Genomic DNA, 16823 nt, shown 5'->3' on the forward strand with positions numbered 1-16823 from the left:
CCCGAGTCGGCCTGCCATTAACTCGGCGAACTCGGCGAACTCGGCGAACTCGGCGAACTCGGCGAACTCGGCGAGCCCGGCACCACGGCGAACGCCTCGATCTCCATCAGGAACTCCGGCCGCACCAGCCCGGCGACTTGCACGGCCGACGCGGCCGGCAGCCGGTCGTCGGGTATGTGCTCGGCGCGGGCCGCGCGGACGGCGGGCATGTGCGCCATGTCCGTGACGAAGTAGGTGAGCTTGACGACGTCGTCGAAGGTCGCCCCGGCCGCGACCAGGCAGCGCCTCAGGTTCTCGAAGACCTGGCGGGCCTGGGCCGCCGGGTCGCCCTCGCCGACGAGCCTGCCCTCCGCGTCCAGGGCGAGCTGGCCGGAGACGGCGACGAAACGGCCCGTGCCCAGCACGACGTGCGTGTACTGGGCGGCAGGGGCGACTCCGTCGGGGGCGGGAATCCTCGTCAGCTCACTCATGCGTCCATGGTGGACCATGGGTCTGACAACGCCCCCGACGGGCCTTCAGCGGTCGGGTGGTCGGCGGCTCAGTGCCGGAAGCCGACCAGCGCGTGCAGTTCCGCGCCCCGCGACGACATCGACGTGACCTTCGAGTTCAGCGGCTTGGGATCGGGCAGCGCCTCGCACACCGCGTCCGCCTCATCCCCACCACGCGGCACCGTGCCGTCGGCCAGATAGGCCGCGAGGTGCTTGTCCAGGCAGGTGTTCCCGGCCAGCGTGACGGCGTGGTTGCCACCGCCTCGCTCGACCACCAGGCTGGACCGGGCCAGCTTCCGGTGCACCGTGACGCCCCCCTCGTACGGGGTGGCCGCGTCGTCGGTCGCCTGGAACAGCAGTATCGGCGGCAGCCTGCCGTTGTCGATGTTCACCGTCGGGAGCGAGGCCGTCGGCCAGAACGCACACGGCGCGTTGTACCAGGCGTTGCTCCAGGTCATGAACGGCGCCTTCTCGTACACGGCCCAGTTGTCCGCCCGCCACTCCTCCCAGTCGCGCGACCAGGTGGCGTCACGGCACTGCACCGAGGTGTAGATGCTGTAGCCGTTGTCGTCGGACGGGTCGGAGGTGCCGAACCTCTCGTACGCCTCGATCAGCGGGTCGGCGTCCTTGTTGTTCACGTACGCCGCGAACGCCTCGGCGAGGTAGGGCCAGTAGCCGTTGTAGTAGCCGCCGGGGATGAAGGTGTCCTCCAGTTCGGAGGCGCCCACCTTGCCATCGGCCGGCTTCCTGGCCAGGGCCGCCCGCATCGCGTACCACTTGGCCTCGATCTTCGAGGGATCGCTGCCGAGCTTGTATGTGGCGTCGTACTTGGCGACCCATGCCATGAAGGCGCGGTGGCGGTCGTTGAAGGCGTAGTCCTGCGCGATGTTGGCCTCGTACCAGACGTCGGTCGGGTCGACGACCGAGTCCAGGGCCGCGCGCCGCACCCGCTCCGGGAAGAGCTTGGCGTAGACCGCGCCGAGGTAGGTGCCGTACGAGTAGCCGAAGTAGTTGATCTGTTTCGCGTCGAGTGCCGCACGGATCAGGTCCATGTCGTGCACGGCCGCGATCGTGTTCATGTACGGCAGCACGTCCGCGTACTTGTCGCCGCAGGCCCGTGCGAAGGACTCGGCGCGCTTGAGGTTGGCCCGCTCGATTCGCGCGGTCTTCGGCACCGAGTCCGGGCGCACCGCCTCGAAGTGGCCGGGCCTGCAGTCGAGGGCGGGCTTGCTCTTGCCGACGCCGCGCGGGTCGAAGCCGATGACGTCGTACTGCGCCGACACGGCCTTGGGCAGTGCGGCGGCGACGAATCCGGCAAGCGTCAGACCGCTGCCGCCGGGGCCGCCGGGATTGACCAGAAGGGGGCCCTGGTACTGCTTCGCGGTGTGCGGGACGCGGGACAGTGCGAGCGTGATCTGCCGTCCCTGCGGACGGGTGTGGTCGAGCGGGACCTTGAGGGACGCGCACTGGAGCGTCGGGTAGTTCTTGGTGCCGCACTTCTTCCAGGTGAGGGGTGCGGCGTGAGCGGTTCCCGCGGTGTGCGGGGCGCGCGCCTCGGCGGGGACGGCCGTCACGGTCCCGGCCATGAGGGCGCCGGTGGCGCACAGCACGGCTGCGCGTTTTCGCATGGGGTCCTCCCAGGACGGAGGGTCGCGGACCGCGAGTGTCGCGGTCCTCGCCGCATCGTCCCGGCGTGGACGCCCGGAAGAACTCGTTCCGGCGAGACTTGACCCGATTGGGTCGAGGGAAGCGCTCGAATGCTCTCAGATGAGCGTAAGTTGGGTCGGTTCGGTCATCGCGGGCTCGGCGGGCTCGGGCTCGTGGATCCGTCGGGGCATCCCCGCGCGCGTGGGGCCGATGCCGTACTCCTGCGCCAGGTCGTGCACCTGACGGGTGATCCGGCGCTGGTACCACTTCGGCGCATAGGCGCCGTCCGCGTACAGCCGCTCGTAACGGCGCACCAGATGCGGGTGCCGACTGCCGAGCCAGGCCATGAACCACTCGCGGGCCCCGGGCCGCAGATGCAGCACCAGCGGGGTGACGGAGGTGGCCCCGGAGGCGGCGATCGCCCGCACGGTGGCCCGCAGTTGGGCCGGGTGGTCGCTCAGGAACGGAATCACCGGCGCCATCAGCACACCGCACCCGAGTCCGTGCTCGGTGAGCGTGCGTACGACGTCCAGGCGCCGCTCGGGGGCGGGCGTGCCGGGCTCCACGGTGCGCCACAGCTCGGGGTCGACGAAGCCGACCGAGACGGAGACGCCGACGTCCGTCACCTCGGCGGACTGCTTCAGCAGGTCCAGGTCGCGCAGGATCAGCGTGCCCTTGGTCAGGATCGAGTAGGGGTTGGCGTGGTCGCGCAGGGCGGCGAGGATGCCCGGCATCAGGCGGTAGCGGCCCTCCGCGCGCTGGTAGCAGTCGACGTTCGTGCCCATCGCTATGTGCTCGCCCAGCCAACGGCGCGAGGTCAGCTGGCGGCGCAGCAGCTCCGGCGCGTTCACCTTGACCACGATCTGGGAGTCGAAGCCGAGACCGGTGTCCAGGTCCAGATAGCTGTGGGTCTTGCGCGCGAAGCAGTACACGCACGCGTGCGAGCACCCGCGATAGGGGTTGACCGTCCACTCGAAGGGCATGCGCGAGGCGCCCGGCACCCGGTTGATGATCGAGCGGGCCCGGATCTCGTGGAACGTGATCCCGGCGAACTCGGGTGTGTCGAAGGTGCGGGTCACTACGGCGTCCGCGCCGAACAGCGCGGCGTCGGCCCTGCTGTGGTCGGACTCCAGGGTGAGGTTGTCCCAGCGCATGACGCCTCCTCGGTAGCACTGCGCCAAGAATAGAACACATGTTCCCTTGATCGTGCGTGGAGAGGGTGAAACTTTCCGGCAGGGGTCTGTTGGCGGACCCGCCATTCGACTGGGAGGTCCCGACGTGGCCAGTAAGTTCACCGAGCTCGCGATCGACTGTGCCGATCCCCGCGGTCTCGCCCGGTTCTGGTGCTCGGTCCTCGACTACGAGGTGCGGGACGAAGACGAAGGCGAAGGAATCGTCACCATTGGCTCCCCGGCGGTGCCCGAAGGCAGGAACCGCCCCGGCCCGGTGCCGCCGACGTTGACCTTCGCGCGCGTGCCCGAGGGCAAGACGGTCAAGAACAGGCTCCACCTCGACGTCAACCCGACCGACAGGGACCAGGGCGAAGAGGTCCGTCGCCTCCTCGGCCTGGGTGCCCGACACGCCGACGTCGGCCAAACGGGCGAGGAGAGCTGGGTCACGCTCGCCGACCCGGAAGGCAACGAGTTCTGCGTCCTCGCGAGCCGCCACCCCTGAGCCGGCTTCGATTCCGATCACTGTGCGATCGCTTCGGGCACTGATCGGGACCCCGATTTGGGCGGTGCGGGAGCGGGGTGGTTGGCTTGCTCCAACCCCCGAGAAATCAGGTCCTGGAGGAAGTCAATGGCGCAGGTCGAGGCCACTACGGAGCGGGTCGTCGCGGCGGACGCGGAGAAGGTGTTCGACGCCCTCGCCGACTACAGCGGCACCCGGCAGAAGCTCCTGCCCGAGCACTTCAGCGAATACGAGGTGCGCGAGGGCGGCGACGGCGAGGGCACCCTCGTCCACTGGAGGCTCCAGGCGACCAGCAAGCGGGTCCGCGACTGCCTCCTGGAGGTCAGCGAGCCCACCGACGGTGAGCTCGTCGAGAAGGACCGCAACTCCTCCATGGTCACCACCTGGCGGGTCACCCCGGCCGGCGAGGGCAAGTCCCGCGTCGTCGTCACCACCACCTGGCAGGGCGCCGGCGGCATCGGCGGCTTCTTCGAGAAGACGTTCGCGCCCAAGGGTCTCGGCCGGATCTACGACGCCGTGCTCACCAACCTCGCCACCGAGGTCGAGAAGTAGTCGGGAGTCAAGTCCCCGGAGTCCGGAGGCCCTTGTCCTCCTCACCGGATCGAGTGGATCTCCGCCGTGTCCGGGACGGTGCCGTAACTCGCCGTGCTTGCTCGTAGTTGTCGCCTAATGCGGGAAATGTGAGCAGGTACGGCGAGGGGAGCGATACGTGGGTGGCACGACTCTGGTGCAGGACGAGACGGTCACCGCACCTCCTCCACCTGCTCCGCCCCAGGGCACCGAGAGCCAACTGAGCCCACGCCGGGTGCGATTGGTCTTCTTCGGACTGATGCTCGCGCTGCTGCTGGCCGCGCTGGAGCAGATGATCGTCGCCACCGCGCTGCCGAAGATCGTCGGCGAGCTGCACGGTCTGGACAGGATGTCCTGGGCGATCACCGCCTATCTCCTCACCGCCACCATCGGCCTGCCGATCTACGGCAAGCTCGGCGATCTCCTCGGCCGCAAGGGCGTCTTCCAGTTCGCGATCGTCGTCTTCGTCGTCGGCTCCGCGCTCGCCGGGCGGGCCGAGACCATGGACCAGCTGATCGCCTACCGCGCCATCCAGGGCGTCGGCGCGGGCGGGCTCATGATCGGGGTCCAGGCGATCATCGCGGACATCGTGCCGTCCCGGGAGCGCGGTCGCTTCATGGGCCTGATCGGCGCCGCGTTCGGCCTCGCCTCGGTCGCCGGGCCCCTGCTGGGCGGCTACTTCACGGACCACCTCTCCTGGCGGTGGTGCTTCTACATCAACGTCCCCTTCGGTCTCGTCACCCTGGCCGTCGTCACCGTCGTACTGAAGCTGCCGAAGCCGAAGGCGCGGGCCCGGCTCGACATCCTCGGCTCCCTGCTGCTGGCCGCCGCCTCCACCTGCCTGGTCCTGCTGACCAGTTGGGGCGGCACCGAGTACCCGTGGGACTCCCACGTCATCCTCGGCCTCGGCGCGGGAGCGGGCGTCGCCACCGTCCTGTTCCTCGTCGTCGAGCACTTCGCCGTCGAACCCCTCATCCCCCTGCGACTGTTCAGGGACTCCGTCTTCAACGTCACCGGCCTGGTCGGCCTCGTGATCGGCGTCGCCCTGTTCGGCGCGGCCAGCTATCTGCCGACCTTCCTGCAGATGGTCGACGGGGCCACGGCCACCGAGTCGGGCCTGCTCATGCTGCCGATGATGGGCGGTATCGTCGGCGCCTCGATCATCTCCGGCCAGCTCATCAGCCGCACCGGCCGCTACAAGCTCCACCCCGTGCTCGGCAGCGCCCTCGCGGTCGCCGGCATGTGGCTGCTGTCCCGCCTCGAAGCCGACACGCCCCGGCTGCACTACAGCATCTGGATGGCCGTCCTCGGCGCGGGCATCGGCATGGTGATGCCGGTCCTGATCCTCGCCGTGCAGAACTCCGTGCGCCCCGCCGACCTCGGCACCGCCACCAGCGCCAACAACTACTTCCGGCAGATCGGCGGCAGCGTCGGCGCCGCGATCTTCGGCACCCTCTTCGCCGGCCGGCTCGCCGACGCCCTGGCCGTACACCTGCCCACGCGTGCGGGGGCCGAGCTGCCCGACCCCGAAGCCATCACCCCGCAGCTCGTCCACGCCATGCCGCCGGACCTGCGCGACGGCTACATCCGGGCCTACGCCGAGGCCATGCCGCGCATCTTCCTCTACCTGGTGCCGGTGCTCGTCCTCGGCCTGTTGATCGCTCTTTTCCTCAAGGAGAAGCCCTTGATCTCCCATGACGTCCCGGGCCTGGAGACGCAGCCGGCGCCGGTGAACGCCCCGATCCCCGCGACCCGTTCGCCGCACACCGCAAGCGTTCCCGTGCGCGGTTCGGTGCAGCACCCCGACGGCACGTTCGTGCCACGCGCGGCGCTCACGCTCATCGATGTCGCCGGGCAGCAGATCGGGCGCGGCGCGAGCGGCGACGACGGGCGGTACGCGCTGGCGACGCCGGGCCCGGGGACGTATGTGCTGATCGCCGCGGCGGGCGGCCACCAACCTCAGGCCGTCTCCGTGACCGTCGGTGAGCGCCCCGTGGACCTGGACATCGTTCTCGGCGGTGCCGGACGTCTCGCCGGGCGGGTGCTCACCCCGGACGGCTCGCCCGTGGACGCCACGGTGACGCTCACGAACGTGCACGGTGAGGTCGTCGCCACCACCCGCAGCGGCCGTGAAGGCGGCTACGTCATCACCGAGCTGGTCGCCGGCGAGTACACGCTGGCCGCCAGCGCGCCCGCGTTCCGTCCGGCCGCCGTCCCCGCCACCGTGAAGGCGTCCCGCGAGACCCGCCAGGACATCGAACTCGCCGGCGGCGCCCTCCTGCGCGGCACCGTGCGAGCGGGCGGCGGGCGGCCCGTCGAGGACGCGCGCGTGACGCTGCTCGACGCGGTCGGCAACGTCATGGACACGCTCACCACCGGTCCTGACGGCACCTTCAGGTTCGTCGACCTCGCCACCGGCGAGTACACCGTCATCGCCACGGGTTACCCGCCGGTCGCCACCGTGCTGCAGGTCGCCGGAGGAGGACGAACGGAACGCGACCTTCAGCTCGGGCACGAGGACTGAGACGAGGACCGGTGCACGCGGCTGTCCTGCGACGACGTGTCCCGCTCGGCACCCTCACGCGCCCTCGCGCTCCCGGCTCACCAATTCCCGTATTGCCGCACATCACTTCCGCCCGGAGCCGTACGGTGGAGTAGGCGGCAGATCTTGCGGAGCCGTGGGGAGAGAGGGCCTGGGTCATGGACCGTGGCACCGAGAGGGACGGCGCGGTGGCGGAACACGCCGCGGCCGGCCGCATCCCGCTGGCCGTGGTGGTGGTGGACCGCGGGGGCCTCGTCTCCCACTGGAGCTCCGGCGCACGCCGTCTGTTCGGCGCCGCCAAGGAGGAGGCGATCGGACGCCCGGCCGTCGATCTGCTGCCCGTCTCCGGGGCGCTGCCCGAGGACGAGGACCTCTCGCCGTACGGGGCGTACTCGGCGTACGACGGACTTGGCCACGACCTCGAATCGTCCCTCGACGGTCGGCTGTTCTACCCGGCCGCGGGCCGCGCCCGCCTCACCGTGCCCGAGAGGGACCGGGTCGACGTTCTGTGGTGGGCCTACCCGCTGGTGGGCCCCGGTCCTGAGCGGCTCCTCGTGCTCGGTGCCGACGTGGGCCGGCTCCAGCAGGACGACGACGGTGAGGACCCCGGCTTCGACCGCGTCGCCCCCGGATTCGCCCTGCACACCGACTTCCCCGGCGCCGAGGAACTCGCCCGCGGGCTCCCCGAGATCCTGCCCAGCATGAGCGTCCAGGAGAGCGCCCGCATCGTGGGCCAGATCCTCGAACTGGGCTATCCCGTCCTGGAGTTCAGCCAGAACGACCGGGTGCCCGTCACCCCCGACTGGGGTGTGCCCCGGCGCGCCGAGCGCAGGGCCCGCCGTGAGCGCGCCGCACGGGCCGCCGCTGAAGGCCTGCCGTTACCGAAGGAGTACGCCGACGAGGGCGAGGACCTCGAACACGTCGCCGTACGCGAACACCTGGAGTTCCTCAACGAGGTCAGCGGCCGCATCGGCACCTCCCTCGATCTGTCGCGGACCATCATCGAGGTCAGCAAGGCCGTCGTCCCGCGCTTCACCGATGTCGCCGGGACCTATCTGCGCGAACAGGTCGTCGCCGGTGAGGGGTTCCCCGACGGTGTGCCGGACACGACCACCATGTGGCACCGCGTCGCCGTCGAGCACACCGACGAACCCGGCCGCTGGGACGACGTCGTGCCGGTCGGCGAGGCCATGCCCTTCCCGGCGCACACGCCGTTCTTCCAGTGCATGACCAGCGGCGAGCCCGTCCTCGTGCCGCGCATCAGCGAGGAGATGGGCCACGCCATCGCCTCCCAGTTCGAGAAGCGCGACATCCGGCCGCTCATCACGGGCCGCTCCATGCTGGTCGTCCCGCTCAAGGCCCGCAATGTGGTCCTCGGCTTCATGATCCTGCTGCGCCACCCCGAGCGGCCCGTCTTCAACGACATGGACCGCGTCACCGGCGCCGAACTCGCCGCCCGAGCGGGCCTCGTGCTCGACAACGCGCGCATGTACACCTACCAGGAGTCGGTCGCCGAGACCCTCCAGGACAGCATGCTGCCGCACATCCCGCCGCGCATGGCGGGCTGCGACATCGCCACCCGCTATCTGCCGGGTACGTTGCTGGGGCGGGTCGGCGGTGACTGGTTCGACTCCGTGAAACTGCCCGGCGCCCGCACCGCCCTCGTCGTCGGCGACGTCATGGGGCACGGCCTCAACTCGGCCGCCATGATGGGCCAGTTGCGTACGGCCGTGCAGACCATGGCCGCCCTCGACCTGCCGCCCGCCCAACTCCTGCGCAACCTCGACGACCTCGCCCAGCGCCTCGGCGACACCTACCTCGCGACCTGCCTGTACGCCGTCTACGACCCCATCGCGAGCGAGCTCCACCTCGCCAACGCCGGTCACATCCCGCCCGTCCTGGTCCGCGCCGACGACGGACGCAGCGAGCTGCTCGACCTGCCCACGGGGGCGCCGATCGGGGTCGGCGGGGTGCCCTTCGAGGCGGTACGCGTGCGCGTGGAGCCCGGCGACCGGATCGTGATGTGCACCGACGGCCTGGTCGAGGTGCGCGGCGAGGACATCGGTGTCGGCCTCGCGACCCTCTGCGAGTCCGCCGCCCACCCGGCCGCGTCCATGGACGACGCCTGCGACACCATCATCCGATCCCTCAACACACGCGGCGGCCGTAAGGACGACGTGGCCCTGCTGATGGCCCGTCTCAACGGCATCGAGCCGGAGGACGTCGTCGAATGGCGGCTCTCCCTCGACCCGGTGGAGGTGTCCCGGGCTCGCGCCGTCGTCCGTGAACAGCTCCACGACTGGGGCCTTTCCCGCCTCGCCCCCACCGCGGAGCTGCTGGTCAGCGAGCTTGTCACCAACGCCGTACGGCACTCCCACAGCCGCCCCGTCGAACTGCGCCTCATCCGCGGTGACACGCTGCTGTGCGAGGTGGACGACGACGATCACGAGCTGCCGACCCTGCTCAACGCCGGGCCGGACGACGAGTCCGGGCGTGGGCTGCGGGTGGTGAGCACGCTCGCGCGCGAGTGGGGCACCAGCCGTACGACCGCGGGGAAGACCGTCTGGTTCGAACTCACGCTCCCACGACGCTGATCGCTTGTGCCCATGGAGGACACGAGGGCGCACGAGTGTCGAATGGGGAGTGAAGGAATGCGCCACGCGCTTGTAGCCGTCACCGGCCCGCGATAAACCGTACTCGCCCGTCACTTCACGGCGGGTCGGCGTCGCACCCTGGGGAGTCGGTCATGAGCGTGACGAGTCGGTACCGCGAGGCCTGGGAGGGCTTCTGGCGTGAAGCCTCCGACGAACAGGGGGCGGTGTTCTGGGACGCGGAGCCGGGCCTGACCGCCGGCCGCCATCTCGCCCTCTTCGAGGCGCACCTGACCGATCCGGGCCTGCCGATGGTGGACCTGGGCTGCGGCAACGGCACACAGACCCGCTTCCTCGCCGACCGCTTCACCCGCGTCGTCGGCGCCGACCTGTCCGCCGCCGCCCTCGACCACGCCCGGCGCGCCGATCCCGCCGGGCAGGCGGCGTACCGGCTGATCGACGCCGTGGAGAAGACCGAGGCCCAGACGCTGCACGCCGAACTCGGCGACACCAACGTCTATATGCGGGGCGTGCTGCACCAGGCCGAGCCCGACGACCGGCAGCTGATGGTGGACGGGATCGCCACGCTGGTCGGCGAGCGCGGCCGGGCCTTCCTCGTCGAACTCTCCGAGTCCGCCAAGCCCGTCCTCATCGGCCTCGCACAGAGCCCGGCGGGCCCGCCGCCCAAGCTCGCGCCCATCTTCCGGCACGGCATCGCCCCCGGCGAGGTGGCGGACGCCGCGGTGCCCGAGTATCTGCGCGCGGCCGGGCTCACCGTCCTCGCGAGCGGTGAACTGCCGCTGATCACCACGGAGTACGGGCCGGACGGTGCGCGGATCGAGCTGCCGTCGAAGTGGGTGGTGGCGGGCCGGACGGCCTGACGGTGGCGACCCTCCGGCGCGTCCGTGCGCGCCGGAGGGCCAACTCACCGTGCCCGTCGGTCAGTTGACGGTACGACCTCTGCGATACGCCACCCAGCCCGTGGCCAGGAGCGCCGCCGCGAGCGCGGCCACGGAGAGCACGGTGGCGCCGGTGGAGGCGAGGCCGCCGCCCGTCGTCGAGGTGCCGGTGCCGCCGGATCCGCCCGTGGTGGACCCGGTCCCCGTGCCGCCGGTGCTCCCGCCCGTCGTGCCCGTACCGGCGGTGCCGCCGTTCCCGCCCGTGCCGCCGGTGCCGTCGTCCGTGTCCACCGGGTCCTGGCCGACGAAGCTGACCGGGACCTTGACGTCCTGGGAGCGGTCGCCGGAGAGGGTGTGGTCGTTGCGGGTGGCCAGGACGCACTTGGCCTTGAAGCAGTCGGTGTACGCGTCCTTGGCGTCGACGGTCAGCTCGATGTCGAAGGTGCCGCCGGTGCCGTACGGGATCGCCAGGTTCTCGCCGTAGTCCGGCGGGTTGGAGGAGATCCACGCCGAGGAGTGCGAGCCGCCGGTCATATCGACGCCGCCGATGCACGGCGTGGGCAGTTCGCCGTCGCCGTTGTCGACGCAGAGGGCGACGTAGATGCCCTTCTTCGTGTCGTAACCGGTGCCGGTGATCTTCAGGGTCTGGTCCTCGGTGGCGAGGTTGTTGACCGGGGTGACGGTGAGTTTCTGGCCGTTCGGGCCGGTGACGGTCTTGGAGCCGGAGGGTTCGTCGGGAGTCTCCTCGCCGTCTCCGTCGCCGCCCCCGTCATCGGTCTCATCCGTGACCGTGAGCGTGATCGGCGAAGTGCGGGTCGATCCCACGGAGTTCGTGAATTCGGCTCGGTACCGGTACCCGTCCTGCGCCGCCTTCGTGGTGAAGGAGAACGCGTTCCCGGTCGCGCCCTCGACCGTCGACCAGGTCTGGCCGCCGTCGGGGCTGACCTGCCACCGCACGGTGGGCTCCGGGGTGCCCTGGGCGGCGGCGACGAAGGTCACCTCGTCGCCCGGGTTCACCGTCTGGTCGGTGGGGGACTGGACGACCTTCGGGGAGACACGGCGGTCGAGTTTGACGACCTTGCTCCCGGCCTGGTCGGTGACGTAGACCGACGTGGCGCCGGGCGTCACGGCGACGCCCGCGTAGGCGCCCGCGCGGTTGCCGGGCAGGGCGACGGGTTCGGCCGCCTGCTCGGCAGTGGCGGCGGCGTAGCTCTCCAGGGCGCCGACGTTGTCCGCGCCGTCGTCGGCGGTGCCCCAGTCCTCGCGCAGGACGAAGGCCTCGCCGGTCGCCTTGTCGAAGGCCATCGCCGTGGCCCGGTCCTTGCCGGTCAGCTTGGCCAGCTGCTTGCCGTCCTTGTCGAAGACGAGCACGTCGTAGGAGCTGCCGACCCACACGTTGCCCGTCGCCGGGTCCGTCTCGACGAAGTAGACGGACGCCGCGGGGAGTTCGGCGGTGGCGGTGACCGTGAGGGAGCCGGTGTCGACGCGGTACAGCTTGCCGCCCGCGGAGTCGGCCGACCAGGTGGTGCCGCGTGCGGTGTCCACGCCGAGGATGCCGCCGCCTGCCAGGGTGGCGGTCTTCTTGACGGTGCCGGTGGCGGTCTCGACCTCGGAGAGGACGGCGCCCTGGGCGACCAGCGTGCTGGACGCGTCGCTGCCGGGACCGACGCCGGTGACCGAGCCGCCGGTCAGCCACCCGCCCTTCGCGGCCGTGTCGCCGTCCTTCGCGGTGCCTATACCGCGCAGCGGGTAGTGGAAGACGACGCCGTCGCCGGACAGCGGGGCGGCGATCCAGCGGACCACGCGGGCCGCGAGCGCGCCGGTGGCGCCGGGGGCCTGCTGGACGTGGCTGAGGAGCTTGCCGTCCTTCGGGTCGATGGCGTAGAGGCCTTGCTCGGCGACGTCCGCGGTGTCGGGGATGTTGTCCGAACCGACGTACAGCTTCCCGGAGTCGGGGTGCAGGAGCAGGTCCAGCGGGCGGCCCGCGGTGGTGAACTCGGCGGCCCGGAGGTAGCTGACGGTGCCCGGCGGCACGTCCACGCCGTCGCCGCCGTCGTCCCCGTCGCCGGGGTCCTGGCCCTCGAAGGTGACGGGGATGCGGACGTCCTGGGAGCGGTCGCCGGGGTTGCGGTGGTCGACGCGGGTGACGACCGAGCAGGTGACCTTGGTGCAGTCGAGGCTGTTGTCCTTGGCCTTGACGTCGATCCCGACGTCGAAGGTGCCGCCCTCGCCCCAGGTGACGGCCAGGTCGCCCGCGTACTCGTCGTCCTCGGGGACGATCCACTGCGAGGAGCTGCCGGTGCCGTTCTGGTCGGCGCCGCCCAGGCAGGGGGTGGGGACGCGGTTGTCGCCATTGTCCTTGCACAGGGCGACGTAGACGGCCTTGGTCGCGTCGTAGCCGGAGCCGGTGACGCGCAGCGTCTCGCCGTCGGGGGCGAGGTTCGCGGAGGCGGAGACGGTGAGCTTCTGGCCGTCCTTGCCGAGGGCCGTCTTCGGTGTGTCGGAGGCCTGTGCGGTGGAGCCGAGCGTGACGGCCGCGGCCACGAGCGCGGCGGCGCCGAGGAGAGCCGCGGGGCGTCTGAGCCGGCGTCCGGCCCGGGCCGGCGGTCTGGGTTCGTCGGTCATGGGGGTCCTCACTGGTCGGGTGCGCCCGGCGCCCCGGGGATGCCGAGGGCCGGGCCCGACGGTGTGGGCCCGGCCTGACGGGCGCTTACTGGAAGGCGATCGGGACGTGGACGTCGTACTTGCGGTCCTCGCTGTCGAAGTGGTCCGCCCGGGTCACCACGGCGCACTCGACGTCCTGGCCGCAGACGCTGCCGTCGTCGAGGGTGGCCTTGACGTAGATCTGCACGCTGAAGGTGCCGCCCGTGCCGAACTTGGAGCTGTTGGCGAACATGCCGCCGAAGGTGTTGTTGACCCAGTGCGAGGCGCCGGTGGAGCCGTCCTCGTCCTGACCGCCCAGACACGGGGTCGGCTTGTTCGCGCCCTGCGCCCCGTCGACCACGCACAGGCTGACGTAGACGCCCTGGCCGGTGTTGTAGCCGGAGCCGGAGACGGTGATGACCTGGCCCGTGGCGGCTGCCGTGTCGGGGGAGGTCAGCGAGAGGTTGTACGTCGTGCCGCCGTCGGTGACCGTGCGGGTCGAGGTGGCGGCGGAGGCCGAGGTGGCCAGGCCCAGGGTGAGGGCGGCGGAGGCGGTCACGGCGAGAGCGGCGCGGGCGGCGGTGCGGGCGGAGGGAACGGGTCTCATGGTGAGCTGTTCACCTTTCTCGGTGTGGGCGCCTCGAGGTGGGCGAGGCACCCAGCGGGGGGTTAGGTAAGGCAAACCTAAGTATGAACACCGGCTGTTTGTCAACGGACGGCAAAGGGCCCAACTGCCCGGCATCACAAGGAATTTGGGCATGCCGAAGAGCGGGCCGTGTCGCCCGCTCCTCGTTCCTCATGTGCTACGCCCGCGCCCGCACGCCGAAGCCCACGACGGCCCGGCGTTCCCCGGTCACCGTGGAGAGTTCGACGGAGTGCGCGCCCTCGGCTGCGGTGCCGTACACCGGGAAGGTGCGGGAGATCCGCCCTGCCTCGTCGGCCACCGCCTGGTACCGGGTGTCGTCGTCGATCGCGACGAGGACGACCTCGCCGGGCTCGAACCCCGCGCCGGTGACCTGCTGTTCGGCGCCGGGGGAGAGGGTGACGGTGGCTGATGGGGCCGTCGTCGCCGGTTGCGGGGTCGCCGCCGGTTTCTCCTCCGGGGTGCCCGGGGTCGGCAGTGGCGTCTCCTGGGGTGCGGCTTCGGTCGTATCGCCGCCGGTCCCCACCGTCAGGTCCAGTACCCCGTAGGCGTCCCCCGCCGTGAACTCCGCTCCGCTCCACTCGGACAGCAGCGCCGCCCCGTCCTGGGTGAGCGACGCCCGCAGCCCGGTCCAGGTGTCACCGCTCGTCTGTACGACGGGTGCGGCGCCGGATTTCACGTCGGCCAGGGCGAGTTGGCGGGCCCGGCCGTCGACGACCGTCCGCGCGTAGAGGGCGCCCGCGTCGCCGTCGAGCCGCAACCGGAGCCCGCTGAGGGGCAGGGGTTGCGTGCCGGTGGGGGAGGTCAGCAGGGCCGAGCCGCCCAACTCGAAGTCCGCGGCGCCGGTTTCCGGGTCGGTGCTGCCGCTGGTCGTCGGGAACCAGGCGCGGTCCGCGGATGCCTGTACGGCGGGTTCGGCGACGTCGAGCGAGATGCCCTGGTCGTCGAGCTCGGCGGGTGCGATGTTCCAGCTCGCGTAGCCGCCCGACATGTCGCGCGGGATCTCGTCCCCGTCCTGTGCGGCCGCGCCGCCCGGACACAGCAGTACGAGCAGCGCGCCGCCCGTCACGGCGGCGGCGCCGGGTCTCTTCGCCATTTCAAGTCTCCCTGTGGAATTCGGGTCGGTTCAACCGGCGTTCGTGCCTCGCCGCCTGCGTGCCCACAGCCAGGCCCCGGTGCCGGCCGCGACCAGTCCGGCCGCCGTTGCTCCGGCCGTCAGGGCGATGGAGCCGGTGCTGGCGAGCGGTCCGTCGGACGCCTTCTCGGTGCCGTCGCCCGAACCGCCCGTGCCGCCCCCGCCGGTCGTGCTCGCGCCCGCCGTCGCGGTCGGCGTCGCCGTGGCGTTGTCGCCGCTCGACGCACCCCCGCCGCTGCCGCCGAAGGTCACCGGGATCCGGACCGTCTGGCTCTGGTCGCCGCCCCGGGTGTGGTCGTTGCGGGTGATGACGGCGCATTTCACACCGGACTTGGTGCAGTTGGTGTTCGCGTCCTTGGCGCGCACGGTGAGCTGCACACTGAACGAGCCCTTGTGGCCGCTGCCCTTGTACGGTTTCGCCAACCCCTCGCCGTACGACGGCGGGTTGGAGGAGATCCACGAGGACGCCCCGGACTCGCCGGACATGTCCACTCCGCCCACGCAGGGCGTGGGGGTCTTTCCGGCGCCGTTGTCCACGCAGAAGGCGACGTAGATGCCCTTCTCGGTGTTGTAGCCGGAGCCGGTCACGGTCACCGTCTCGCCGCCCGCGTCGAGTCCCGAGGACTTGGAGACGGTGAGTTTCTGCCCCTCGGGGCCCGTCGCCGAGCCGCCCGCCGCCGAGGCCGGTCCGACGGCCGAGAGCAGCAGGACGGCTGCCCCCGTCAATCCGAGAGTCGGTCCAACTCCCTTACGGTGCAGGCCACTTGCCCACGCCATGGAACACCCCCACCAAGAGTAACTAAGGGAAGCCTAACCTAAAGTATTGCCCAACTGAGTGCCAGAAGAGACGAAAGGAAACCCATGCGCGCATCCCGGAGACGCCTCGCCGTCCTTGGTCTGACGCTCGCGTTGCTCGCGGGCGCCTGTGGTGGGGGTGGGGGCGCGTCGGACGGTTCGGCCCCGGCCGCGAAGTCCGCGAGTGAACGCGCCGCCGCGGCCGAGAAGCAGCTCGCGAAGAACACCCTCGTACCGCTCGAAGGCGGGCCGCCCACCCCGAAGTTGCCCGTCACCGTCGACTCCTCGGACGGGCGCGAGGTGACCGTCGAGGACGCCTCGCGCATCCTGCCGCTCAACGGCGGTGTCGCGGAGATCGTGTTCACGCTGGGCCTCGGCGACCGGGTCGTCGGCCGGGACATCACCGCCACCTTCGCCGAGGCGAAGAAGCTCCCGCAGGTCACCAAGGCGCATGACGTGAGCGCGGAGAGCGTGCTCTCGCTGCGCCCGACGGTCGTCCTGGCCGACACCGACACCGGCCCCCAGGAGGCCATCGACCAGATCCGCGACGCCGGCGTTCCCGTCGTCGTCCTCGATCCGGCCACCGAACTCGCCGACGTCACCACCCGCACCACCCGCGTCGCCGAGGCGCTCGGCGTCCCCGCGGCGGGCAAGGCGCTCAACCGGCGCATGAACGATGAACTCGCCGCCGCTCGCGCCGCCGTGCCCAAGGGCAGCAAGCCCAAGGTCGCCTTCCTGTACATGCGCGGCAGTGCGGCCGTCTATCTGATCGGCGGCAAGGGCTCGGGCGCCGACTCGCTCGTCGAGGCCGCCGGGGCGGTGGACGCGGGCAAGGAGGCCGGGCTGGACAAGCCGTTCACGCCGATCACCAGTGAGGCGCTGGTGCGGGCGCAGCCGGACGTGATCCTGATGATGACCAAGGGGCTGGAGTCGGTCGGCGGTGTCGACGGACTGGTCGACATCCCCGGGGTCGGTCAGACGCCGGCGGGGATGAACCGCCGGGTCGTCGACATGGAGGACGGGGTGCTGCTCGGGTACGGGCCGCGCACGCCGTTGGTGATCGACATCCTGGTGGATCGCATCCACCAAACGTGAGAAAAGTTCACGGTTGCAGCATCTGGCGACCCTGACACCCCCTGGGCTACCGTCGGTAACACCCGCTCTCGCAGCGGAAACTC

13 protein-coding genes are annotated in these 16823 nt (G+C 71.0%); 6 read left to right on the forward strand and 7 right to left on the reverse strand.

The features are described 5' to 3' along the window. Window positions 1-17: 17 nt before the first annotated feature. The 3 genes from BLU79_RS12500 to BLU79_RS12510 all read right to left on the reverse strand — a co-directional run bounded on the left by BLU79_RS12500 (window position 18) and on the right by BLU79_RS12510 (window position 3289). On the reverse strand, window positions 18-470 hold the full coding sequence (locus BLU79_RS12500; protein ID WP_093905765.1) for a RidA family protein: 453 nt from the start codon (window positions 468-470) through the stop codon (window positions 18-20). Window positions 471-538: 68 nt separating this feature from the next. Next, window positions 539-2116, reverse strand: coding sequence for an alpha/beta hydrolase (locus BLU79_RS12505; protein ID WP_093905766.1), 1578 nt, complete (start codon window positions 2114-2116; stop codon window positions 539-541). Window positions 2117-2251: 135 nt separating this feature from the next. Continuing rightward, window positions 2252-3289: an Rv2578c family radical SAM protein gene (locus tag BLU79_RS12510; protein WP_093905767.1), complete on the reverse strand. Its 1038-nt coding sequence runs from the start codon at window positions 3287-3289 to the stop codon at window positions 2252-2254. Between the two features lie 124 nt (window positions 3290-3413). Here BLU79_RS12510 and BLU79_RS12515 point away from each other — a divergent pair, with 124 nt between their 5' ends. The 5 genes from BLU79_RS12515 (at window position 3414) to BLU79_RS12535 (ending at window position 10411) form a co-directional block, all read left to right on the forward strand. Further along, on the forward strand, window positions 3414-3809 hold the full coding sequence (locus tag BLU79_RS12515; protein ID WP_093905768.1) for a VOC family protein: 396 nt from the start codon (window positions 3414-3416) through the stop codon (window positions 3807-3809). A 126-nt stretch (window positions 3810-3935) separates the two neighbouring features. Next, window positions 3936-4379 (forward strand): SRPBCC family protein, encoded by a 444-nt coding sequence (locus BLU79_RS12520; protein ID WP_093905769.1) that lies wholly within the window; start codon window positions 3936-3938, stop codon window positions 4377-4379. A 157-nt stretch (window positions 4380-4536) separates the two neighbouring features. Next, on the forward strand, window positions 4537-6921 hold the full coding sequence (locus BLU79_RS12525) for an MFS transporter (protein ID WP_093905770.1): 2385 nt from the start codon (window positions 4537-4539) through the stop codon (window positions 6919-6921). 176 nt (window positions 6922-7097) lie between these two features. Then, window positions 7098-9533, forward strand: coding sequence for a SpoIIE family protein phosphatase (locus BLU79_RS12530; protein ID WP_093905771.1), 2436 nt, complete (start codon window positions 7098-7100; stop codon window positions 9531-9533). A gap of 152 nt (window positions 9534-9685) precedes the next feature. Beyond that, window positions 9686-10411, forward strand: a complete 726-nt coding sequence (locus tag BLU79_RS12535) for a class I SAM-dependent methyltransferase (protein ID WP_093905772.1) — start codon at window positions 9686-9688, stop codon at window positions 10409-10411. 60 nt (window positions 10412-10471) lie between these two features. On the opposite strand, the gene BLU79_RS12540 is transcribed toward BLU79_RS12535, so the two are convergent. The 4 genes from BLU79_RS12540 to BLU79_RS12555 all read right to left on the reverse strand — a co-directional run bounded on the left by BLU79_RS12540 (window position 10472) and on the right by BLU79_RS12555 (window position 15576). Then, a complete protein-coding gene (locus BLU79_RS12540; protein ID WP_093905773.1) occupies window positions 10472-13054 on the reverse strand; it encodes an immunoglobulin I-set domain protein in 2583 nt (860 codons plus the stop codon). An 85-nt stretch (window positions 13055-13139) separates the two neighbouring features. Then, entirely contained in the window at window positions 13140-13679 is a 540-nt protein-coding gene (locus BLU79_RS12545; protein WP_093905774.1) for a hypothetical protein, read from the reverse strand. A gap of 196 nt (window positions 13680-13875) precedes the next feature. Beyond that, window positions 13876-14811 (reverse strand): HtaA domain-containing protein, encoded by a 936-nt coding sequence (locus tag BLU79_RS12550; protein ID WP_093905775.1) that lies wholly within the window; start codon window positions 14809-14811, stop codon window positions 13876-13878. 30 nt (window positions 14812-14841) lie between these two features. Then, the gene (locus tag BLU79_RS12555) at window positions 14842-15576 is read right to left on the reverse strand and encodes a hypothetical protein (RefSeq protein ID WP_256333277.1); all 735 of its coding nucleotides are present in this window, start codon (window positions 15574-15576) and stop codon (window positions 14842-14844) included. Between the two features lie 135 nt (window positions 15577-15711). On the opposite strand from BLU79_RS12555, the gene BLU79_RS12560 reads away from it, so the two are divergent. Then, window positions 15712-16740, forward strand: coding sequence for a heme/hemin ABC transporter substrate-binding protein (locus BLU79_RS12560; RefSeq protein ID WP_093905777.1), 1029 nt, complete (start codon window positions 15712-15714; stop codon window positions 16738-16740). Window positions 16741-16823 lie beyond the last annotated feature (83 nt).

The sequence above is a fragment of the Streptomyces sp. cf386 genome (assembly GCF_900103585.1).
In the GTDB taxonomy this organism is placed as follows: Bacteria; Actinomycetota; Actinomycetes; order Streptomycetales; family Streptomycetaceae; genus Streptomyces.